Genomic DNA, 20,953 nt, shown 5'->3' with positions numbered 1-20,953 from the left:
TAAACATACATCTGCGGTTTTTTAATTTAATTAAGATGAGTGCGCTAAAACAACTTCCCAACTATTTTGAGTTTTACGATTTGCCTATTCAGTTTAGCCCTGATTTAAATGCAGTTAAAACCAAATTTTACGCTTTCAGCAAAAAGTATCATCCAGATTTTTATGCAAACGAAAGCGATGAAAAACAGCAGGAAGTATTAGATCTATCAACCTTAAATAACAAAGCTTATCAAGTTTTAAGTAATCCGCAAAAACGGCTTAAATACGTTTTAGAATTAAAAGGTATTGTAGAAACGGATGAGGGCTATCAACTGCCACAATCTTTTTTAATGGAGATGATGGATGTAAATGAAGCTTTAATGGATCTGGAATTCGAGCCCGATGCTGAAAAGTTGAATCAGGTTAATCAAGATGTAAATGCGATTGAACATCAATTGGAAAAGGAGCTAACCAGTTTAACAGCGAAATTTGATTCTGATGCCGAAGATGCCGATAAAATATTACTTGCCATTAAAGATCTTTTTTATCGCCAAAAATACATCAATAGAATAAGAGAACGCTTGCCGAAAGTGTAATCGATAATGCCTAAAACCAAACCAATCTTTTAAAATTGTTTTGGTTTTAATCTTTGGGCACTCTGTTTAACAATTTCTGAAATTCTGTTTTTTCTGGTTTCAGGTCTTTTGGCAAGTGCAATCCATTGAAGCATTGCTTTTCTAACTGATTTACTTAAGCTTAGGAAAAAGGCTTTTGATTCGTCTTTGGTTTTAAATTCCTCTTCTAAATCTTTTGGGATTAAGAGTTCCTCAACATCATCTAAAAGTGTCCACGATCCATTTTGTTTTGCTTTTTCAATGCTGTAAAAACCTGCTGGCATCATCAATTCTTCCTTAATTAGCTGAATGATTTTTGCTTTATTTACTTTAGACCAAGTTCCATTCGGTTTTCTTTTGCTAAAAAATTGAACAAATCTTTCTTCATCCAACGTTTTTCGAATGCTGTCGATCCAGCCAAAACAAAGCGCTTCATCAACAGCATCACTCCAAGAAATACTTGGCTTTGCACATTTCTTTTTGTACTGAACAAGCCAAACAGCCGGCTTGGAGTGATGATTTTCTAGCAACCAGTTTCTCCAATCCTGTCGGCTTGTTGGGCAAAAAGTTTCAATATCTTTTTCCTTTATAATCATATTCTAATTTAAGCACCAAATTGCCTTAAATGATGATCAAAATGTTTCCATTGCATTAAAGCCCATTCTTCTGGAGTGAGGGGCCCAAAAAAAGCCTGAGGATGCGTTGTGCATTTAGCAGGGCCGCCTTCAGAAAAGGTTTTAATCTGGCTGATTGATTTTGCCTTTTCTTGTTCAAAATTTGGATCGCCAGTTATAATATAACTCTTATCGGTGGCGCTGTTTTTAGGAAAAGGTGTTTCGCTAAAAAATTTTGGTTTCAATAATTTCCCGAATAAACGGCCAACAAAACCAAGTCTTTTAGGATTGTGAAGTCCCATTGCAGTTCCCAAAGAAGCGTTGCAATGAGCTAACATTTGATTTACATTCATCTTGCCCCATTTTCTTTCTGCATCAGGAGAGAGGTTTTGAATTCGGATAAGTATTTCTGCAGTGTCAGCGTGATCGAATAAATTTTTCATTTTATTAATTTTGTTTACCCTACAAAGTTAATCTGGCTTAATGACAGCCCTATGTCAGGGGTCGAAAATTAATGATAACGTTCAAAATATTCTTGTAAAGTCATTTTATGAGGAGCAAATTTATCTGTCAGGATCTCTAGTTTTTTAATTCTATCCAATCTAAAAAATCTGAATTCACTACGCAACCGACACCATGCGACCAATAGCCAATTCTCTTGAGTACTTACTAAGGCAAAGGGTTCAATTAATCTTTCCGTAGTCTTATTTGCTTCGTTGCTGTATTCAATTTTTGTCAAATAGAAATTGGTGAGTGCAAACTGCAGATCAGAAAGATTATTGCTGTTTCTTTCGCTGTTGTAATTTTGGCTAAACCTAGTTCGCTCTGCAAGTAAATTTGCTTTATCTTTTATGTTATGACCTAATACAGCTTTGATTTTCTCAATGGCTTCTAAGTAATGCTTAACCAAGGATGAATCTTTATTTTTTAGAATAAGTTGCTCTGCAAGGATTAAAGCATTTGCTTGAGCCTCGGTAAACATAATTGGTGGAATTCTATAACCTTCCATTAAGGTATAACCTTTTCCATCTTCAGTTATAATGGGAATTCCGGATTGCTCCAGAGCTCTTATGTCTCTGTAAATGGTTCTCACACTCACACCGAATTTCTTTGCCAATTCTGTAGCCGTCAAAAGTCGTTTCGTTTGCAGTTGGGTCAAAATTGCAGTTAATCGTGAAAGTCTTTTTGTATCGTTTTCATTCATTTTTAAAGTAGATGGCTGTTTGATTTTGAAAGGTAGTTTACTCCACTGCAGAGTTAATTAATTAGTTCGAATAATTAGATGGCTATCTTAAAACAAAAAAAGTCCTCAATATAAATATCAAGGACTTTTCTCGTTAATCTTCTCAGTATTGAAGATTGTGTACCCAGTGCCGGAGTCGAACCGGCACGGTTTCCCACAGGTGTTTGAGACCAGCGCGTCTACCAATTCCGCCAACTGGGCATTATTATTATTTGGACCGGGTTGCAAATGTAGATAACGAAAGTCTAAATCACAAAATTATTTTCAATTAGATTAATAATAATTTGTAAGTCGTTCTAAATGTTTGTATTGGCTTCTAAAGGACGTTCATCTTTTAGTTTTCTATCAACTATAAAAGGCGCAAATGGTAGTAATGAGGCTAGGAATATCAATACTGCTTTACCGAATTTCCACTTTTGTTCTTGCCAGGCCAAAACCAATGTTGCTGCGTACAATACAAACAGTAAACCATGTGCCCAGCCTGTGTATTTAACAACCTTATCAAAATGGAGCAAATATTTTATGGGCATTGCTATAAATAATAAAAGTAGATAAGAAATACCTTCGGCTACTGCTACCTTTCGGAAAATTGAAATAGAGCTATTCATGGTTTGATTCTGATTTGCACCGAAAATAATCTAAAGAATTTGGCATTCAAAAAACTAAAAGCTGATTTTACAATAAAGTGTTTAACCTTGGATTAATCCTTTTAAGAATATGGTTTATAATAATAAATAAAACAAATTATAGCTAAATGGGTTGTAGTATTAGTGCTAACTACTTTGTAATTAAGTAGTAAAATATAAATATAAAAGAAATGGGAAAGCGAATTTGTGTATTAGAAGATAACGACGATATAAGAGAAATCATTTCTTTTGTTTTAGAAGATGAGCAATATGAGGTGTTTTCTTTTTCCAACATAAAAGATTTTGAAAAAGGTGCGAGAGATCTTCATCCAGATGCATTTTTATTGGATGTTATGTTGCCTGATGGAAGCGGGCTTGATGTTTGTTGTGGCTTAAAAGCAGAAACTGAAACTAAAAATGTACCCGTTTTAATGATGTCGGCGAATTTTTCTGCAAGCCAGATGCGAAATAAATGTTCTGCACAGGATTACATCCACAAACCGTTTGATATTTATGATTTTGTAAAGCGAATCGATGCTCAAATTCAGTACAATTAAAATAGAGAACTGGTTCCCAGATAATCGTTAACTAATTTTGTAATTGCACTTCCAAGTTCGACAGCATTTCCTATGCCTACTCCCTTTATGGAGGCTAATTGCTCTGTGTTCCTAGGTAGTTTTGATGCGATTAGAATAAGCGTTTGATCGGATAGAACTGTATGTTCGGGCTTATTTTTCAATTCTCCATGTATTTTACGCCAAGAAATCAAGCTCTTGTATAACTGTAGGTTAGATATGTCTTTTGGAAGGGTAGCTTTTTTTGGAGCAAAAAATGCTTTTTCGACTTTATCGTTTTGACTTGTTGAGTGAAGTGCTCTAATAAATTTTTTCACAGAGAAAAGATCCCAATCTAATTTGAACAACGAAATTTTAGCTGAGAGCGAATTTCTACATGTTGTTGCTAAATTTATAATTTTATCAGAATTGGTATCGTTGTAAAAGTTTAGATTTATAATTTTGTTTAATTCTACAACTGCAGATTCTAACTTTGGGCTAAAGTAAGCAGCTGCTTTCTTTAGCCTTTCAATAAATGGTTTCTCTTCACTTATGGGCTTAAGAATAGAGATTTTCGAGAGTTCCTGTTTAACAAATCCGGCAGCAATTTTAATAACTTCATTCTCTATTTTTTGATTTAGTGGGTCAAAAATTTCCGAAAAATCCCTTTGCTCATCTTTATCTTTAAAGACACTTCTTTTTAGGATTTTCCAATCATTTATAATAGAAGAAAAGTCAAGCAGATCACTAATCAAGTTCCATGCGTACTCATTTTCAGATTTTTGCAAAGTAGCTTGATCAGCATTTGTAGCCGAAGATTTTTGGGTAAATTCTACAACTCTGGCATCTGTAATTATATTTTCTATTTTAACAGGCGATTTTAATATCAATCCATCCAAGCTTCTACATCTACTTAATGCAACATAGGCATGTCCGTGGGCAAATGCAGCGCTTACATCTATTATTGCTTTATCAAATGTTAGCCCTTGACTTTTATGAACGGTTATTGCCCAAGCCAATTTAAACGGGAATTGAGCGAACGAGCCAGTATTTACTTCGTTTATTTTGTTTTCTGTTTCGCTCAGGTTGTATTTTACATTCTGCCAAATTTCCCGTTCAACCTCAATTTCGCTACCTCCATCCATAAATTGTACTTTTATGATATCGTTCTCTATACTTACAATTTTTGCCGCTTTTCCATTATAAAACTGTTTTTTGCCCGATGAATCATTCTTAATGAACATTACCTGTGCTCCAGCTTTCAAGATTAGGTTTTCATCAACAGGGTAAGCATCTTTAGGAAAATCGCCAGTAATATTTGCGCTAAAAGAATGTATTTCTCCTGAAAGTTTATTTAAACAATCGCTATTAATTTCGGTAACCAAATTGTTGTGCGTTGTTAAGGTAATGTATTCATCTTTCCAAACATCATTTAATGTTGGGTCGTAGCGTTTGTTAAGCGTTGCTAAAAGTTCCTGGTTGATGTTATTTTCTCTTATTTTATTTAATATTTCCAAAAAAATTGGATCCGATTGCCTGTATACTTTTTCAAGGGTAAAAGTAGTTACGTTAACGGCTTTAAAAACCAGACTATCAAAAAAATAGGGGCTTTTATAATACTCTTTTAGAATGTGCCAAGCATCATGAAAGATAGGAGAAAGCTGATATAAATCTCCAATCATAAGCAGTTGAACGCCACCAAATGGTCTGTTAGAGCCTTTTACTTTTCTTAAGGTTAAATCGATAAAATCAATCAGATCAGCTCGCACCATACTAATTTCATCGATAATCAAAAGCTCCAAACACTTCAACAACCTAATTTTTTCTTCTGAATACTTTATGGCTTGATTATGTTCTCCAGATTCATTTATTACCGGGATGAGCGGACCAAATGGGATTTGAAAAAAAGAATGCAAAGTTACGCCACCAGCATTTATTGCAGCTACAGCAGTTGGTGCAACAACAGCAAAATTTTTATCAATTGTGCTTTTAATATGCCGAAGTAAGGTTGTTTTTCCAGTACCTGCCTTGCCTGTTAAAAATATAGGTTTATTTGTAGCGGAAAGGAAATCTAAGATAAGTTGATTGTCAGGACTTGGGCTATTCATAAGTGTTCAAAAATAGCCTAATTCATCATAATTTTATGAATCAACTTTTAAACAATCGTAATTATAATCACTGTTCCCAAGCCAATTACTATATTTTTTTATTTTGTCGTATGTAAGTGGTCGACAAATATTGTGTTGACTTAAAAGACAATATTAATATTATTTAAGTAATCGCTTTTCTACTGTTTTTCCAGCTCTTTTGGCAAAGATTCCACCGAGTAGTTTAACTAGAAATCCGGATTTTTTTAAAATAGTATTCTTAACAACAGTTGATAGAAGTTTTCCGATGGGATTGCTCACTACATTTTTGTTGTTCATTAAATTCTCTAGGCTAGAACTGTGATGAAAAAGACGATTTGGAAAACCAAGAGCGATATTTTTCGCATCTTCTTTAATTGCCGATTTCTTTTCTCGCATATCAGATTCCAAAGTAAGCATATACCGCTTTAAGGATTTATGATTGGTAATGGTAATTTCTTTATTCATACGCTTAATGTTGTATTATTTAACAGGATAAAATCGGAAGTAGTTTTAAGAAATTTGAGATTAAGTATTCTTACAGGTTTTATGAGAAGCCTTATGTTTTTCCAATATGGTGAAGTGTAGTAGTTGTTTTTTTCTTTAGGAAATTTAATGTTAATGTAGCGTTTCAACTGGATGGTTCGTTTTATGAACAAACTACGACTATGAAAACTGTTGCTAAAAACTTTTTCTTACTTTTTATTACAATTGCCATTTTTTCAGCGGTGTTTTTTGGCTGTAAGGAGCCTGGTTTAAGAACCAAAAGCGACGATGAGCAAATTCTTAAAATACTTCAATCGGATATAGAAAAGCAGGCTTATCAATACCCTTGTGAAAATGCCGGAGAATGGAAATTTGTTGAGATCGGCTCAAGGCCTTGTGGTGGAGCTTCAGGATTTATTGCCTATTCCTCGAAGGTTGATGAAAAAACGCTTTTTGAAAAGATAAAGTTATTTACAGAAAAAGAAGCTGAATACAATAAGAAATACAATGCGGCATCTCCATGTGCGCTTATTGTGGCTCCCAAAAGTGTAGCCTGTGAAAATGGAAAACCAAAATTTATATATCTATAACTTATAGTGCGCAAAGTTTATCCTGTAAAGATGCCTTTCTATAACGGTTTTTCACCTTTCCGTATAGAGCAGGAAATGGAATAAAAATATTTGATAATCTTTGACAACTAATTATTAGCTCGTAACCAAATCATATTATGAAGAAACGCTCAATTTTTTCAATTCTTTTAATTTTTGTTTCTATACACTTTTCTTGCGAAAAGGATATTCAAACAAAAATGTGTTATCAGGTAAAGTATCTTTCTGATTATTGTCCCAACCAGGATGCATCATTGGTTAGTTTTACCTCAAAAAATAAAGATGCAACACCTATAACGAATAGCAGCGGCGATGTAATCGACTATCAGGCAGCATTGCTCAATGTTCCGCAGAAATTTAAAGTTCCCGGTAAAATATTTTATGTAAAATATCATTACAATGGTGCAGAAGAAGAAACAATTCCTTGCCCAGCCATTACGCTACCGGTAAAAGTTTTATCTGCCGATGGAATATCTGAAGAAGATTGCAACAGCAATTAATTTGATGGTGGAAACTGATTTTTATTTCCTAAAATTTTTTTTGGCTTACTTTACGTATTCCTTAATAAATATCTGTGGATTATAATATCTTTCGTTTAATTGATTTTTGTTCATGGTAAGCCAGCTCGCACAGCCATAATCATCAAATTTTTTCCTGATTTCCAAATGCAAATGATGATAGTCTCCACCATATTTTTTGCTTTCGGCAGGCGTAAATAAACGGGCCAGCTTTGTATGTTCGGTAACCTGCTGACCAGAATTTACATAAACCTCTTTTAGATGTTTATACGTTGTAAACATGATGGTTCCATTGGTTAGTTTGTGCTTTACCACAACAGTACGTTGATTTTCTGTTAAATGGATTGAGCAAACAACCCCATTGGCCATAGCATAAACGCTTACCAATTTATCTTTGGGTTTTGCTGGATTTACATCTATCGCAGTATGGATGTGACCTTTTAAAAAACTATCGCGATGATCACCAAAAATACTGATGATTTTGATGTTTTTTACATTTTTTCGGTCACCGCCTTCAAAAGGAAGAAACCATTTTTCTGCAATTTTAGCCGGAGCGGTATCTACATAATAAGGTTTCCACCGATCTTTATCGGTTTCTATGGTTGGGGTTTGAAAAAGAAAAGCGGATAAGAAGATGAAAATAATTGTTCTCATGTTTAGATTGGTTTGGAAAAACAAGATAAGATTTTATTCTTAAAGGTTGTTAATTTCAACCTAATCCATATGACTACTTTTTCTTTAACTCGATTACTGTAATTTCAGGCCAAATACCAATCCGACCAGAAAAACCTAGAAAACCAAATCCTCGGTTTACATTAAGATATCTTCCATTTTCGGTTTTGATACCTGCCCAATGTTTATAACGGTATTTTACAGGGCTCCATTTTATGCCGAAGGCTTCTATCCCAAATTGCATTCCATGCGTGTGGCCGGCAAGCGAAAGCTGAATTTTAGATGGATTATTTTTAACCTGAGCATCCCAATGAGAAGGATCGTGAGAAAGTAGAATTTTAAAATCATCCACGGCAGTGTTCTGTAAAGCTTTTTTCAAATCACCGCGTTCCCCAAAACCGATACCCCAATTTTCTATCCCAGCAAGAATAATTTTTTGATCACCTTTTACCAGTTCAACGTGCTCATCTAACAATAATCTAAATCCTAATTCTTTATGATAGTCTTTTAATTGTTGAAGATTTTGAACTTTTTCCAATTCAGAAGGCCATTTGATGTAATCACCATAATCATGATTTCCCAATACAGAAAGCTGTCCGAAAGGTGCCTTGATTTGAGAAAAATGACCAATATAAGGCTTAATCTCGTCAGCAGCATTGTTTACCAAGTCGCCAGTAAAAACAAACAAATCACTTTTTTGCGCATTGATCATATCTATGCCTTTTTGCACAGCATTTGGATTGGTAAAACTCCCAGCATGCACATCCGATATCTGAGTTAAGGTAAAGCCATCAAAATTTGACGGTAAATCATCAAAATATAAGGTGTGTTTAATAACTCTATAAGCATATTTACCTTGAGTAATTCCGTAAGCAAATAACACAATTGTTAAGCAGAACATTACAAAAGCAAAGTCTACCCAGTAATTGCTTCTACTTAGCCAGTGGTATCCTTCTGGCTGAAAATTAGAGGTTAGGGCTAAAACGAGTCTATAGAAATCGCCAAGCAGTAAGAATATTGCAAATACAATTTCCGCGACAAAAACGATTAAAAAGGCATGACTAACAATTTGAAAAAAACGGTTTGTGCCTTGAATCCGCATTTGTTGAATGGCGTAAAAAAGAGCGAATGTTAATCCAACAATGAAAACCCAATAAATAGGGCTTAAATATGTTGAATTGTTTAAAGTGCTTAAACCTGACAGAACGTAGGCATTAAGGGCAAAAAACAACAGGGTAACTATGAGTATCGGTAATACGCTAAGCTTTCTTTTCATTAAAAAGTGCAATTAAAATTTTGGTAAAAGTAGATTTTAAACGCTTATTAAAATGATAGTATGCGTAAGGTTGAATATTTTGACGATTGTTTGATTATTGTTAATTCGATTTAGTCCATTTTATCATGACCGATCTTAGATCATCAAGTGTAAAGGGTTTGGCCAGAAAATCTTTCATCCCAGCATCCAAGCAAGCATCTTTATCTGTCTGCATCGCATTAGCGCTACAGCCAATTATTACAGGCGGTTGAACATTTTTAGATTCATATTGCTTTAAAATTTCCAATGTTGCTGTCAAACCATCCATCTCCGGCATTTGCATATCCATCAAAATTATGTTGAAGTATTCTTCGTTGGATTTTTTTACAGCTTCAATACCATTGTTTGCTATATCGTGCTTATAGCCTGATTTTTGAAGCATTTTTGAAGCAATTATTTGATTAAAAACATTATCCTCTGCAATTAAAATCCGCATGCCCGCAACAGGAAGAATGTTTTTGTTTTCTGTTAAGTTTGGGTTTTTTGTTAAAAGGTTAGAATAATAAGGCTCGACAGGAATTGTAAATGTAAATTCCGAACCTACTTTAATTTCGCTTACCGCTGAAATATCTCCACCCATCATTTCGGCTAATTTCCTGCAAATTACCAGTCCTAATCCCGCACCTCCAAACTTTCTGGTAATTGTTGGGTTTAATTGTGAAAAGGGTAAGAAAAGTTTCTTAATGTCATCTTCGGCAATTCCTATTCCTGTGTCTTTAATAATTGAGCTAAGTAAAATCTTTCCGTTCTTATTGGAGAATTTTACCATTAACTTAACGTAGCCAGATTCTGTAAACTTTACAGCATTGCTTAATAAATTTATAATAATCTGTTTATATCTAATTTCATCGGTAACAATGTATTCTGGTACATTAGAGTCTACTTCAAGCAACAGAGCAATATTTTTATTCCCAAAAATTGGCTTCAAAATATTTTCGGCGTCTTTTATGCAATTTCTAAAATCGAAGGGATGATTATGAATTTCCATCTTGTTGGCTTCGATTCTCGAAATATCCAGGAGATCGTTTACAATATCAATCATTATACTGTTGCTTGCCTGTAAAGTATTTAACAATTCAGACTGTTCCGTATTAAGCTTGGTAAGTTTTAATAGTTCTGATGCACCGGTAATGCCATTTAATGGGGTTCTTATTTCATGACTCATGTTGGCTAAAAACCTCGATTTTGCTTTGGTAGCAGATTCTGCAGCCTCTTTTGCAATTAACAATTCCTGTTGAGACATTTCTAAACGTTGCTTGCTTTTCTCTAAAAGGAAACGTTCATAATCTGACACTTTTCGATATACAATCAACATGAAAATCATCATGAAAGAAATATTCAAAAAAGCAAAAATTAAATCAAAGTTTCTAGCAAAATCATTTGGATATGGAGTAATTAATGAAGGAAAAATATTTTCTAAAATAATGCATGAACATGCTGTTGTAATAAAAAAAAATATAAACCAAAATTGAAATTTTTTGGAGAGCGAAAGGATAGCAACACTTAGATAAAATATTAAAAAAACTGGGGTAGAGCCAAGTGAACCTCCATTTAAAAACCAAGATGGAAACATTGTAACACAATTAAATATGAAATACCAAAATCGCCCGTTTTCCGAAATCTTATCTTTTAGCGCATAATAATAAAATGTGGAATGAACAATTAGGTATACGATAATTAATAAGTTATTTAGCCAGGTTAACCCTAAAATTAAATTACATATTATACTAATGATAGAAACTATAACTAAGCATAAGCAAAGTACTGCAAACAACTTTGATTCGATACTAATTTTACGATTTCCAATATTTAATAAATTGATGTTTTTCAGCATTTAATCGAATTTTTCTTAATAAATATAGTGAATTACAGTTATTTTTAAAGCTCAATAAAAATTAGGAATTAATTGTTGTATTATAGGTTGTTTTATATATTACATACTTTTATTAGCTTTGTGCAAATATGCTATCTAAAAAAACAAAATACGCCATTAAAGCACTTGTTGCACTTGGCAAAAATATAGAAAAACCGCCAATGCAAATTTCGAAAATTGCAGAGGAGGAGCATATTCCTAAAAAATTCCTTGAACAAATTCTTTTGGATTTACGTAACGCTGGTTTCTTATATAGTAAAAAGGGAGCAGGGGGTGGTTACAGTCTAAACAAGAAACCAGAGGAAATTCTATTGGTGCATGTAATGCGTGTAACCGATGGTCCGATTGCAATGGTTCCTTGTGCCAGTTTAAATTTTTATCACAAATGTGATGAATGCGTAGATGAAAAAACCTGTGGAATTAGAAGCGCATTTATTGATGTTAGAGATGCCACACTTAAGGTTTTAACCGAAACCAGCATAGCTGATGTAATCGGTCGTGAAGATACGCTAAAAGTAGGCATCGAAAATCTTTAGTTCATTTTGTTAGTCTATAGTCTCTTCCGCTAATAAAGCATAACGATATCTAAATTTCAACATTCATACCAATCGGATGCATATTTGGGTGATTAAGGATTAGCCAACATTTTTTATATCCTCATCTAAGTCATTTAATAATCTTTTTTAATAAAAATTACGACTATTCCTATATACTTTATATATTTGGCAGATGAACTTCAATTTTATACAGAACCAAAATTATATGCTAAGGATGTACTGTTGTTGTAAAACAAAGTAGAAGAGGGTATTAAATAATTTTATAGGTATAAAATATTAGATGCTTCTCAGTAAAAGAGGGGCATTTTTTGAATAAAGCTAACAACACATATGCAAAGTTTCAGAACAGAACTCGAAAACAATATTGTCGAGCAGGACATTATCGATTTAGAGAATAAGATTAAAGCTTTTCGCGATGGGACCATCCACGATGAGAAATTTAGAAGTTTACGCTTAGCCCGCGGGGTTTACGGTCAGAGACAGCCGGGTGTACAAATGATTCGCATTAAGTTGCCTTTTGGGAAAGTAACTTTTAAACAATTATTGCGCATAGCCGATATCGCTGATGAATATGGAAGCGGAAATCTTCACCTCACTACGCGTCAGGATATTCAGTTGCATTATGTAAGTTTAGATAGAACACCAGAGCTTTGGGCGAAATTGGAGCAGGATGATATTACGCTTCGTGAAGCTTGCGGAAACACGGTTCGTAACGTAACGGCATCGCCAAATTCTGGAATCGATGCAGACGAACCTTTTGATGTTTCGCCTTATGCACACGCTGTTTTTAAATATTTTTTGCGCAACCCAATTTGTCAGGAAATGGGCAGAAAGATTAAAATTTCTTTCTCATCGAGCGATAAGGATACCGCTTTTAGTTACATCCACGATTTAGGATTTATTCCAAAAATTAACGAAAACGGCGAACGTGGTTTTAAGGTACTTTTTGCAGGAGGCTTAGGTGCACAACCTTTTCTTGCAAACGCAGTGCACGAATTTTTGCCAGAAGACCAATTGATTCCATTTACCGAATCTGTGCTTCGTGTTTTTGATCGTTACGGAGAACGCAGCAATAGAAATAAAGCTCGCTTAAAATATTTGGTTCAAAAATTAGGTTTAGATGAAGTTTTACGTTTGGTTGCCGAAGAGCGTATTGCCAATAAGGTAAAAACATATAAAATAGATACAGATACCGTTCCCCAGCCAGTTTTGCCTTTAGATCAAGATTATCCTGAAGTTGAAGTTTTAAACGAAACGCACTACAAGCACTGGTTGGCAACAAATGTTGTAGAACAAAAGCAGACTGGTTTTTACGGTGTTTATGTAAAAGTTCAAGTTGGCGACATTAAAACAGATAAAGCCCGTGCCTTTGTTGATGCCATTAGACTGTATGTTGCAGATGAAATTAGAATAACACAAAACCAAGGTTTACTATTAAAATTTGTGCGCAAAGAAGCCTTGCCTTCATTGTACTCAGCACTAAACAAGATTGGATTTACAACAGCAGGTTTTGATAGTTTGGCAGATATTACAACTTGCCCAGGTACAGATACCTGTAATTTAGGAATCTCCAATTCCATGACCTTGGCCGAAGTTTTGGAAGATGTAATTTATACCGATTTTCCAGAGTTTATCTACGAGAAAAACATCAAGATAAAAATTAGTGGCTGTATGAATTCTTGCGGTCAGCATGGTTTGGCAGAAATTGGTTTCCATGGAAGTTCAGTTAAGGCCGATGGAAAAGTTGTTCCGGCTGTTCAGGTTATGCTTGGTGGAGGTACAGTAGGAAACGGAGTAGGCAGAGTTGCAGAACGTGTAATTAAGGTGCCATCCAAAAGAGCAACAAGCGTTTTGCATTTCATTCTAAATGATTTCAAGGCCAATAATTTGGAGGATGAAAATTTCCATCAATATTATGACAGAAAAGGTAAAGACCATTTTTATCAGCTCTTAAAACCTTTGGCAGATTTGAGTAATCTTCAAGAAGAAGAATTTGTAGATTGGGGTCATGTAGAGCAATTTGCAACTGCAATTGGTGTTGGAGAATGTGCGGGTGTAGTAATTGATTTAGTGGCTACGCTATTGTTGGAATCTGATGAGAAATTTGGATGGGCAAAACAGAATTTAGATAAAGAAGCTTACGCTGATGCCATTTATCATACTTACAGCACTTTCGTTAGTGCAGCAAAAGCATTGCTTTTGGATAAAAATGTAAACAGCAGTACGCAAGTTGGCGTAATCAGAGAGTTTGATAATCATTATGTAGAAACTGGCGAGTTTGATTTATCAACAAACTTTTCTGATCTGGTTTTACAAATCAACAAAAACGAACCGACAGCAGAGTTTGCAAACAGTTATTTTAATCAAGCCGAAGCATTTTTAAATCAGATTAAGGAAAAGAGAGCGGTAGAAGCAAAGTAAGGAATGAGAGAATGATTGAATGATTGAATGACGGAATGATTGATTGGGAGAATTGGAGAATGAAAAATGCAATTGCAGGTAAACATTCACTCATCCAATCATTCAGAATCCATTCAATTATCTGCCCATATAATAATTTAAACACATGGTTAATCAAAATAAAGAATCAAAAATTACACTTTTAGGCGCTGGGCCTGGAGATCCAGATTTGCTTACATTGAAAGGCGTTAAGGCACTGCAAACAGCAGATGTAGTGTTGTACGATGCTTTAACAAATGAAGCCTTATTAGAGCATGCGCCAGCCGAAGCCATAAAGGTTTATGTTGGTAAACGCTCAGGAGAACATTCTTATCCTCAGGATACCATCAATAAATTAATGATTGATTATGCCCTTAATTATGGCCATGTGGTACGCTTAAAAGGCGGCGACCCATTTGTTTTTGGAAGAGGTTACGAAGAATTGGATTATGCAGCGTCATACAGCATTCCTGTAAGTGTAATTCCGGGGATTTCAAGTTCTATTGGTGTTCCAGGTTTGCAACAAATTCCGGTTACCCATCGCGGTATGAGCGAAAGCTTTTGGGTAATAACAGGCACAACAACCTCTGGAGAAGTATCAAATGATATTTATCAAGCAGCGCAATCAAACGCAACTGTAGTTGTGTTAATGGGATTGAAGAAATTATCTAAAATTGTAGAAATTTTCCAGGCGGCCGGAAAAGGTAATTTACCTACTGCGGTGGTTCAAAATGGATCGGCAACAGATGAAAAATTAGTAGTTGGTGTGGTTGATACCATTGAAAGTTTAACATCACAAGAAAACATAAAGGCGCCAGCATTATTAATATTTGGAGAAGTTGTTTCGCTTCATCCATCATTTAAAACTTTAGTTAAACATTATGCAGCTATCTCCTAACCAAGAAAATAATGCGGAAACCTTTTCTGATGAAGATAAAGGTAATCAGCTATTTCCGGTTTTTATAAAACTGAACAAGCTCCGTACATTATTAATTGGTGCAGGAAATATTGGTTTAGAGAAATTAACTGCAATTGTAAACAACAGTAATCATGCAAAAATTACAATTGTAGCAGAGCTTATTTCGCCAGAAGTTTATACGCTCATTGCAAATTATCCGCAAATAAAAGTAAAGCAAAAAAGTTTCGATGTAGATGATTTAAATGATATCGATATCGTTTTTGCCGCTACAAATAATATTATTTTAAATGAAGAGATCAGAGTAGTTACACATGAACGCGGTTTACTTATTAATGTAGCAGATAAGCCCGATTTATGTGATTTTTATCTGGGCTCCATCGTTCAAAAAGGGGATTTAAAAATTGCCATTTCTACAAATGGTAAATCGCCTACCATAGCAAAACGTTTAAAACAAATCTTAAGTGAAGGAATACCTCAAGAACTAGACGAAACTTTGCAAAATATGAGCGCACTGCGCCAAACTTTAAATGGCGATTTTTCTTCGAAAGTTAAAAAGCTAAATAAGGTAACACAAAGTTTAATTAACCCTAAGAAAAGTTTTGCAGAGCGAAACATGAAATGGTTAATATGGGTGGCTGCTATTTTGCTTATTGGTGCAATTGGTTTTTCGTTATGGAATACCGAGCCAGAGTTTCAGACTTTTTTAATTAATATCGATCCATTATTTTATTGGTTTTTAGGTGCAGGATTTTTATTCGCTTTAATTGATGGAGCCATCGGAATGTCATACGGGGTAACAACAGCATCCTTTTCGTTGGCTATGGGTTTGCCTCCGGCTTCAGCAAGTATGGCCATCCACATTTCTGAAGTAATGAGTAATGGTATTGCCGGTTGGATGCACTATAGAATGGGCAATGTTAACTGGAAATTGTTTAAAATACTAATTCTTCCAGCCATAATCGGTGCAGTTTTAGGTGCTTATATTTTGTCTTCTTTGGAGCATTATAGCTCTTACGTAAAACCAGTTGTAGCTGTTTATACCTTATTTTTAGGTGGAATAATCCTAATGAAAGCCTTTAATATTAAAAGAAAAAAAGCTAGCGAAAAAATAAAAAAAATAGGATTGCTTGGTTTCGTAGGTGGTTTTATTGATGCCGCTTTCGGTGGTGGTTGGGGTTCTATCGTTTTATCGAGTTTAATTGCCGGTGGCCGCCATCCATTGTTCTCTCTGGGGACTGTTAAAATCAGTCGATTTTTTATTGCAACCCTAAGTTCGCTCACATTTTTTACCATGTTAGGCGGTAAACATTGGGAAGCTGTTTTAGGCTTAATTATTGGCAGTGCACTGGCTTCTCCAATTGCAGCTCGGGTCTCAAATAAAATCTCGGCAAAAACCATTATGGTTGCCGTTGGAATAATTGTAATTGCCGTAAGTTTGCGAAGCGTAATTGTATTTATTTTGAAATTGATTTAAGCAATGGAAAAATTAGAAGTAATAAAGCAAGAGTTATCAGGCTTAACAACAATAGATAAGCTGAAGTTTTTAGCGAATAAGTATGCCGATAGAATTATTTTTTCAACCAGTTTTGGTTGGGAAGATCAAGCGATTACACATTTAATCTTTGCGAACAATATTCCAATAAAGGTTTTTACCTTAGAAACCGGACGCCTGTTTCCAGAAACTTATTACGTTTGGAACCGTACGCTCGAAGTTTACAATAAACCAATTCATGCCTATTATCCAAAAAACGATTTGTTGCAGGATATGGTTAATACAAAAGGACCAAATAGCTTTTACGAATCTGTAGAGAATAGAAAAGAATGCTGTTACATCCGAAAAATAGAGCCTTTAAAGCGTGCATTAAATGGAAACGAAATTTGGATTACAGGCATTCGTGCAGATCAAAGTGCAAACCGTGAGGATATGCACGACTTGGAATGGGATGAAGGAAATCAATTGATTAAATTTCATCCAATATTCGATTGGACATTGGATGATGTTAAAAATTATATTAAAGAAAACAATATTGTTTATAATACTTTGCATGATAAAGGCTTTCCGAGTATTGGTTGCGCACCATGCACAAGAGCAGTACAGCCTGGTGAAGACTTTAGAGCTGGTAGATGGTGGTGGGAAGACCAAAGCAAAAAAGAATGCGGATTGCACGCCACTGAAGATAGTTTAAAGGCAAAAGCTTAAAGGTCAAGGCGAGAAAGCGATTTGCTTAACCATTGGTCGTCAAGTTAAACACTGAAGCGAGTAGGGGGAGGAGTTTATAAGTGGTTCGTGGAGACACAAACCATGACGATGGAAAATGTAACAACAACAAATGAATATAACATTTGAAGAAGATAATGAATAGACTATAGAAAGTCACAATCACTCATTCTCTCATTCAAAATTCAAACATTTATAAATGAGTACATATAATTTTGATTATTTAGATGAACTAGAGGCCGAGGCCATTCACATTTTACGTGAAGTGGCAGGGCAATTTGAAAAGCCTGCCTTATTATTTTCAGGAGGTAAGGATTCCATTACTCTAGTGCGTTTAGCAGAAAAAGCTTTTCGTCCTGGGAAATTTCCGTTCCCATTAGTACACATAGATACAGGTCATAACTTTCAGGAAACGATAGATTATCGTGATAAAATGATTGAAAGAATTGGCGAAAAACTCATTATTGGATCTGTTCAAGAATCTATTGATCAAGGGAAAGTTGTAGAACAAACCGGACGAAATGCCAGCAGAAATGCCTTGCAAACCGTTACTTTGTTAGATACAATCGCAAAATACGAATTTGATGCCTGCATTGGTGGAGCCCGTAGAGACGAAGAAAAAGCCAGAGCGAAAGAACGCATTTTTTCAGTTCGAGATGAATTCGGGCAATGGGATCCAAAACGCCAACGTCCAGAACTTTGGAACATCTACAATGGTAAAATCCACAAAGGCGAAAATGTTCGTGTCTTTCCAATTAGCAATTGGACAGAATTAGACGTTTGGAATTATATCCGTAGAGAAAATATCGAATTGCCAAGCATCTATTTTTCTCATCAAAGAGACTGTATTACCCGTAATGGTCAGTTAATGGCCGCCTCTCCATTTTTAAACATGGATAATGAAGATGTTGTAGTTAATAAACAAGTGCGTTTCCGTACCGTTGGAGATATGTCTTGTACAGCTGCGGTAGAATCTGAGGCCATATTAATTGATGATATTATTTCTGAAATCAGTGCCTCAAAAATTTCTGAACGTGGTGCACGTATGGACGATAAAGTTTCTGAAGCTGCAATGGAAGACAGGAAAAAGGGAGGATATTTTTAACTAGTTGGTTAGTTGTTTTGGTTTTTAGTTGGTTAGGCTCGCCCTTCCCAAATAACCAAACAACCAATTATCTAAACAACCAAAAAATGAACATATTAAAATTTTTTACTGCAGGCAGTGTAGATGATGGGAAAAGTACCCTAATTGGCCGTTTGCTATACGATACAGATTCCATTTTAGCCGATCAATTAGAAGCTCTGCAAAGCTCTAACCGCAAAAACGATGACGGAACAATAGATTTAGCCATTTTAACCGATGGCTTACGGGCGGAACGTGAGCAAGGAATCACGATTGATGTTGCCTATAAATATTTTCAAACTGAAAAACGTAAATTTATCATTGCAGATACTCCGGGCCACATTCAATACACCCGAAATATGGTTACAGGCGCATCTACAGCAAACCTAGCTATAATTTTGGTTGATGCAAGAAACGGTGTAGTAGAACAAACAATCCGCCATTCATATTTGGTTTCTTTATTGGGTATAAAGCATGTGGTGGTTTGTATTAATAAAATGGATATGGTAGATTATAGCGAATCTGTTTATACCACAATTATTGATAAGTATAAAATCCTAGCTCAACAACTTAAGCTAAAAGATGTAACTTATATTCCGGTTAGCGCATTAAAAGGCGATAATGTTGTTCAAGCTTCAGAACAGATGGATTGGTATACAGGTGAAAGCTTATTGCACTTTTTAGAAAAAGTTGATACAGATAATTTAGATAAGTCTCAGTTGGCTCGGATGCCAGTTCAATGGGTTATTCGCCCACAAACTGAAGCATTACACGATTACCGTGGATATGCAGGTAGAGTTTTAAGTGGAACCTTTAAATTAAATGACAAGGTGACCGTTTTACCTTCTGGGGCAAGTTCGACTGTCGAAAAAATTGAATTTTTTGAACAGTCTCCCGATGCCGCACATGCAGGCCAGTCGGTTATTATTCATTTAAAAGATGATGTAGATATTAGTCGTGGCGATACCATCGTAAATGCATCGGCTTTACCACAAGAATCAAAATTAATCGAAGCAGATTTATGTTGGATGGACGGTCGAGCTTTAGATACATCAATAATGTATTTAATTCAGCACAATAGCAAAACTACAAAGTGTAAAATCAGCGAAATTTTGCATAAAGTTGATATCAACACATTAGAAAAGCATCAAGCCGACGAATTTAAGCTAAATGATATTGGCCGTGTAATTATTAAAACGGCAGATGCTTTAGCCTTTGATTTATATGATGATAACCGTGCAAACGGATCTGCAATTTTAATCGATAGCCGTACCAACTTAACTGTAGGCGCACTAATGTTTAGAGCAGCCGTAGAATAGCAAATATAATAGGCAAAGTGTGATTGGAGATGTTTTTGGCAAAACCCTAAAAGAACCACAACCAAATATAATAACGAGAACTCTAGATTTTTAAATTTAGAGTGAAAGCTCCAGAGGAGTTCCTTTGGTACAATTTCAGCGGGACATCGGAAACGGTTGTCCCGTTTTTCTTTTTTTGGTCATCTATTTTTCTGTAAGACCTAATTCCCGAAAATAATATCTTGATGTAAGAATTTCTTTATGGAAACCATTAAAAATAATCATCGTATTTGTAAATTAGAATAACCAATTATAACCTTTATACAATCAACATGAAAAAGAACCCAATTTACCTTGTGTTAATTTCTATCCCATTTATTTTTGCCTGTAATCAAAATAATCAAGCAGATTCTAACTCAGCAAATAGAATCGACTCCCTAACAAATCAAGTTTGTTATGCTGCCGCATTTGAAAAAGACAGCGCAGCCATGATTATCAAAACATTTTCATCAGGAAAAATTAAAGGATCGTTATTGGTGAGATATGGAAGTAAGCCAGAGAACAATGGGCTTATAGAAGGCAAATTTAAGGGCGATACGCTTTACGTTGATTATAGATTTAATACAGGTGGCGATACTACCAAAGTGTTTACAAACCCACTGGCTTTTTTAAAGAAAGATGGAAAACTAATAATGGGCGTAGGACAAATTGAAACGACTTTAGGGCGATCTTATTTTGTGAAAGGAAAACCGATTAATTATGAAGCTGGTAAGTTTATTTTTAATGAAGTAAATTGTAACTAAGTTTTTCAATGACATGAAATTCCGAATATTTTTAATCATATTTTCTCTGATCGTAATAACATCAATTGCCTATGATAATTACTATACAACAAATACAGTTTCGGGTTCTTATTGTTATGAATTTCCATTTGCCGTTCCAGAGGGACCAAGTGAGAATGATAATTTAACTTTATATGAGAATGGAAATTCAAAGAGTGATACTTGGGGCAGTGGAATCTATAAAATAAAAGGATCGAGAATTACATTTATGACTCATGAACTTGGTTTTCAAACTCATCTTTATAGACCATTTTTTGGGGGAAACCTCGAATAAGCATTTCATCAGACCTCGATTATTATTTTGATCGAAAGTAAATAACAGTCTTTTT

22 protein-coding genes and 1 tRNA gene are annotated in these 20,953 nt (G+C 34.9%); 13 read left to right on the top strand and 10 right to left on the bottom strand.

The genetic code is table 11. The features are described from left to right. Nucleotides 1-35: 35 nt before the first annotated feature. On the top strand, nt 36-575 hold the full coding sequence (gene hscB / locus DF947_RS11595; protein WP_109929940.1) for a Fe-S protein assembly co-chaperone HscB: 540 nt from the start codon (nt 36-38) through the stop codon (nt 573-575). A gap of 29 nt (nt 576-604) precedes the next feature. Here hscB and DF947_RS11590 read toward each other — a convergent pair whose 3' ends face one another. The 5 genes from DF947_RS11590 to DF947_RS11570 all read right to left on the bottom strand — a co-directional run bounded on the left by DF947_RS11590 (nt 605) and on the right by DF947_RS11570 (nt 3,058). Then, on the bottom strand, nt 605-1,189 hold the full coding sequence (locus DF947_RS11590) for a YdeI/OmpD-associated family protein (RefSeq protein ID WP_240615370.1): 585 nt from the start codon (nt 1,187-1,189) through the stop codon (nt 605-607). Nucleotides 1,190-1,197: 8 nt separating this feature from the next. Continuing rightward, nucleotides 1,198-1,650 (bottom strand): DUF1569 domain-containing protein, encoded by a 453-nt coding sequence (locus tag DF947_RS11585; RefSeq protein WP_109929938.1) that lies wholly within the window; start codon nt 1,648-1,650, stop codon nt 1,198-1,200. A gap of 68 nt (nt 1,651-1,718) precedes the next feature. Continuing rightward, a complete protein-coding gene (locus DF947_RS11580) occupies nt 1,719-2,411 on the bottom strand; it encodes a helix-turn-helix transcriptional regulator (protein ID WP_109929936.1) in 693 nt (230 codons plus the stop codon). 160 nt (nt 2,412-2,571) lie between these two features. After that, nucleotides 2,572-2,651 (bottom strand) — tRNA-Leu (locus tag DF947_RS11575). 95 nt (nt 2,652-2,746) lie between these two features. Further along, nucleotides 2,747-3,058 (bottom strand): DUF3817 domain-containing protein, encoded by a 312-nt coding sequence (locus DF947_RS11570; protein WP_109929934.1) that lies wholly within the window; start codon nt 3,056-3,058, stop codon nt 2,747-2,749. Nucleotides 3,059-3,267: 209 nt separating this feature from the next. Here DF947_RS11570 and DF947_RS11565 point away from each other — a divergent pair, with 209 nt between their 5' ends. Continuing rightward, on the top strand, nt 3,268-3,633 hold the full coding sequence (locus DF947_RS11565) for a response regulator transcription factor (RefSeq protein WP_109929932.1): 366 nt from the start codon (nt 3,268-3,270) through the stop codon (nt 3,631-3,633). Here DF947_RS11565 and DF947_RS11560 read toward each other — a convergent pair. Together DF947_RS11560 and DF947_RS11555 are read right to left on the bottom strand one after the other, a co-directional pair. Beyond that, a complete protein-coding gene (locus tag DF947_RS11560) occupies nt 3,630-5,738 on the bottom strand; it encodes an AAA family ATPase (RefSeq protein WP_109929930.1) in 2,109 nt (702 codons plus the stop codon). The two genes, DF947_RS11565 and DF947_RS11560, sit on opposite strands and share 4 nt — an antisense overlap. Nucleotides 5,739-5,897: 159 nt before the next feature. Further along, nucleotides 5,898-6,224 carry a hypothetical protein gene (locus tag DF947_RS11555; RefSeq protein ID WP_109929928.1) on the bottom strand — a complete coding sequence of 109 codons (327 nt, stop codon included), beginning with the start codon at nt 6,222-6,224 and terminating at the stop codon, nt 5,898-5,900. 200 nt (nt 6,225-6,424) lie between these two features. Here DF947_RS11555 and DF947_RS11550 point away from each other — a divergent pair, with 200 nt between their 5' ends. Together DF947_RS11550 and DF947_RS11545 are read left to right on the top strand one after the other, a co-directional pair. After that, nucleotides 6,425-6,832: a hypothetical protein gene (locus DF947_RS11550; protein ID WP_109929926.1), complete on the top strand. Its 408-nt coding sequence runs from the start codon at nt 6,425-6,427 to the stop codon at nt 6,830-6,832. A 137-nt stretch (nt 6,833-6,969) separates the two neighbouring features. After that, a complete protein-coding gene (locus DF947_RS11545) occupies nt 6,970-7,350 on the top strand; it encodes a hypothetical protein (RefSeq protein WP_109929924.1) in 381 nt (126 codons plus the stop codon). Nucleotides 7,351-7,395: 45 nt separating this feature from the next. Here the strand turns inward: DF947_RS11545 and DF947_RS11540 are convergent, their stop codons facing one another. From DF947_RS11540 to DF947_RS11530, 3 genes are all read right to left on the bottom strand, one after another. Continuing rightward, entirely contained in the window at nt 7,396-8,022 is a 627-nt protein-coding gene (locus DF947_RS11540) for a M23 family metallopeptidase (RefSeq protein WP_109929922.1), read from the bottom strand. A 73-nt stretch (nt 8,023-8,095) separates the two neighbouring features. Further along, complete coding sequence (locus DF947_RS11535; RefSeq protein WP_109929921.1) at nt 8,096-9,316, bottom strand: metallophosphoesterase; 1,221 nt, start codon at nt 9,314-9,316, stop codon at nt 8,096-8,098. Between the two features lie 100 nt (nt 9,317-9,416). Beyond that, nucleotides 9,417-10,682, bottom strand: coding sequence for an ATP-binding protein (locus DF947_RS11530; protein ID WP_158526267.1), 1,266 nt, complete (start codon nt 10,680-10,682; stop codon nt 9,417-9,419). On the opposite strand from DF947_RS11530, the gene DF947_RS22240 reads away from it, so the two are divergent. From DF947_RS22240 to DF947_RS11490, 9 genes are all read left to right on the top strand, one after another. Further along, nucleotides 10,681-10,827: a hypothetical protein gene (locus DF947_RS22240; RefSeq protein ID WP_158526266.1), complete on the top strand. Its 147-nt coding sequence runs from the start codon at nt 10,681-10,683 to the stop codon at nt 10,825-10,827. The two genes, DF947_RS11530 and DF947_RS22240, sit on opposite strands and share 2 nt — an antisense overlap. 490 nt (nt 10,828-11,317) lie before the next feature. Next, nucleotides 11,318-11,764 (top strand): RrF2 family transcriptional regulator, encoded by a 447-nt coding sequence (locus DF947_RS11525; RefSeq protein ID WP_109929917.1) that lies wholly within the window; start codon nt 11,318-11,320, stop codon nt 11,762-11,764. A 351-nt stretch (nt 11,765-12,115) separates the two neighbouring features. After that, nucleotides 12,116-14,206: a HEPN domain-containing protein gene (locus DF947_RS11520; RefSeq protein WP_109929915.1), complete on the top strand. Its 2,091-nt coding sequence runs from the start codon at nt 12,116-12,118 to the stop codon at nt 14,204-14,206. A 145-nt stretch (nt 14,207-14,351) separates the two neighbouring features. Next, nucleotides 14,352-15,122 (top strand): uroporphyrinogen-III C-methyltransferase, encoded by a 771-nt coding sequence (gene cobA / locus DF947_RS11515; RefSeq protein ID WP_109929913.1) that lies wholly within the window; start codon nt 14,352-14,354, stop codon nt 15,120-15,122. After that, nucleotides 15,106-16,617 (top strand): TSUP family transporter, encoded by a 1,512-nt coding sequence (locus DF947_RS11510; protein WP_109929911.1) that lies wholly within the window; start codon nt 15,106-15,108, stop codon nt 16,615-16,617. Before cobA ends, DF947_RS11510 begins: the two co-directional genes overlap by 17 nt. A 3-nt stretch (nt 16,618-16,620) precedes the next feature. Continuing rightward, a complete protein-coding gene (locus tag DF947_RS11505) occupies nt 16,621-17,343 on the top strand; it encodes a phosphoadenylyl-sulfate reductase (protein ID WP_109929909.1) in 723 nt (240 codons plus the stop codon). A 217-nt stretch (nt 17,344-17,560) separates the two neighbouring features. Further along, nucleotides 17,561-18,466, top strand: a complete 906-nt coding sequence (cysD, locus tag DF947_RS11500; protein ID WP_109929907.1) for a sulfate adenylyltransferase subunit CysD — start codon at nt 17,561-17,563, stop codon at nt 18,464-18,466. An 86-nt stretch (nt 18,467-18,552) separates the two neighbouring features. Beyond that, on the top strand, nt 18,553-19,803 hold the full coding sequence (locus tag DF947_RS11495) for a sulfate adenylyltransferase subunit 1 (protein WP_109930686.1): 1,251 nt from the start codon (nt 18,553-18,555) through the stop codon (nt 19,801-19,803). Between the two features lie 311 nt (nt 19,804-20,114). Beyond that, nucleotides 20,115-20,585 (top strand): hypothetical protein, encoded by a 471-nt coding sequence (locus tag DF947_RS11490; RefSeq protein WP_109929905.1) that lies wholly within the window; start codon nt 20,115-20,117, stop codon nt 20,583-20,585. The last annotated feature ends 368 nt before the right edge of the window (nt 20,586-20,953 follow it).

The sequence above is a fragment of the Pedobacter paludis genome (assembly GCF_003173575.1).
Lineage (GTDB): Bacteria > Bacteroidota > Bacteroidia > Sphingobacteriales > Sphingobacteriaceae > Pedobacter > Pedobacter paludis.
Note: the sequence above shows the minus strand (reverse complement) of the source record. Positions and strands in the feature narration are given on the sequence as shown.

Bases quoted from the DNA above. Each gene is read 5' to 3' on its own strand.
- cobA (WP_109929913.1), top strand. From the start codon at position 14,352: ATGGTTAATCAAAATAAAGAATCAAAAATTACACTTTTAGGCGCTGGG.
- DF947_RS11535 (WP_109929921.1), bottom strand. From the start codon at position 9,316: ATGAAAAGAAAGCTTAGCGTATTACCGATACTCATAGTTACCCTGTTG.
- DF947_RS11525 (WP_109929917.1), top strand. From the start codon at position 11,318: ATGCTATCTAAAAAAACAAAATACGCCATTAAAGCACTTGTTGCACTT.
- DF947_RS11585 (WP_109929938.1), bottom strand. From the start codon at position 1,650: ATGAAAAATTTATTCGATCACGCTGACACTGCAGAAATACTTATCCGA.
- DF947_RS11520 (WP_109929915.1), top strand. From the start codon at position 12,116: ATGCAAAGTTTCAGAACAGAACTCGAAAACAATATTGTCGAGCAGGAC.
- DF947_RS11540 (WP_109929922.1), bottom strand. From the start codon at position 8,022: ATGAGAACAATTATTTTCATCTTCTTATCCGCTTTTCTTTTTCAAACC.
- DF947_RS11510 (WP_109929911.1), top strand. From the start codon at position 15,106: ATGCAGCTATCTCCTAACCAAGAAAATAATGCGGAAACCTTTTCTGAT.
- DF947_RS11505 (WP_109929909.1), top strand. From the start codon at position 16,621: ATGGAAAAATTAGAAGTAATAAAGCAAGAGTTATCAGGCTTAACAACA.
- DF947_RS11550 (WP_109929926.1), top strand. From the start codon at position 6,425: ATGAAAACTGTTGCTAAAAACTTTTTCTTACTTTTTATTACAATTGCC.
- DF947_RS11560 (WP_109929930.1), bottom strand. From the start codon at position 5,738: ATGAATAGCCCAAGTCCTGACAATCAACTTATCTTAGATTTCCTTTCC.
- cysD (WP_109929907.1), top strand. From the start codon at position 17,561: ATGAGTACATATAATTTTGATTATTTAGATGAACTAGAGGCCGAGGCC.
- DF947_RS22240 (WP_158526266.1), top strand. From the start codon at position 10,681: ATGAAAGAAATATTCAAAAAAGCAAAAATTAAATCAAAGTTTCTAGCA.
- DF947_RS11570 (WP_109929934.1), bottom strand. From the start codon at position 3,058: ATGAATAGCTCTATTTCAATTTTCCGAAAGGTAGCAGTAGCCGAAGGT.
- DF947_RS11530 (WP_158526267.1), bottom strand. From the start codon at position 10,682: ATGATGATTTTCATGTTGATTGTATATCGAAAAGTGTCAGATTATGAA.
- DF947_RS11590 (WP_240615370.1), bottom strand. From the start codon at position 1,189: ATGATTATAAAGGAAAAAGATATTGAAACTTTTTGCCCAACAAGCCGA.
- DF947_RS11495 (WP_109930686.1), top strand. From the start codon at position 18,553: ATGAACATATTAAAATTTTTTACTGCAGGCAGTGTAGATGATGGGAAA.
- DF947_RS11580 (WP_109929936.1), bottom strand. From the start codon at position 2,411: ATGAATGAAAACGATACAAAAAGACTTTCACGATTAACTGCAATTTTG.
- DF947_RS11565 (WP_109929932.1), top strand. From the start codon at position 3,268: ATGGGAAAGCGAATTTGTGTATTAGAAGATAACGACGATATAAGAGAA.
- DF947_RS11555 (WP_109929928.1), bottom strand. From the start codon at position 6,224: ATGAATAAAGAAATTACCATTACCAATCATAAATCCTTAAAGCGGTAT.
- DF947_RS11545 (WP_109929924.1), top strand. From the start codon at position 6,970: ATGAAGAAACGCTCAATTTTTTCAATTCTTTTAATTTTTGTTTCTATA.
- hscB (WP_109929940.1), top strand. From the start codon at position 36: ATGAGTGCGCTAAAACAACTTCCCAACTATTTTGAGTTTTACGATTTG.
- DF947_RS11490 (WP_109929905.1), top strand. From the start codon at position 20,115: ATGAAAAAGAACCCAATTTACCTTGTGTTAATTTCTATCCCATTTATT.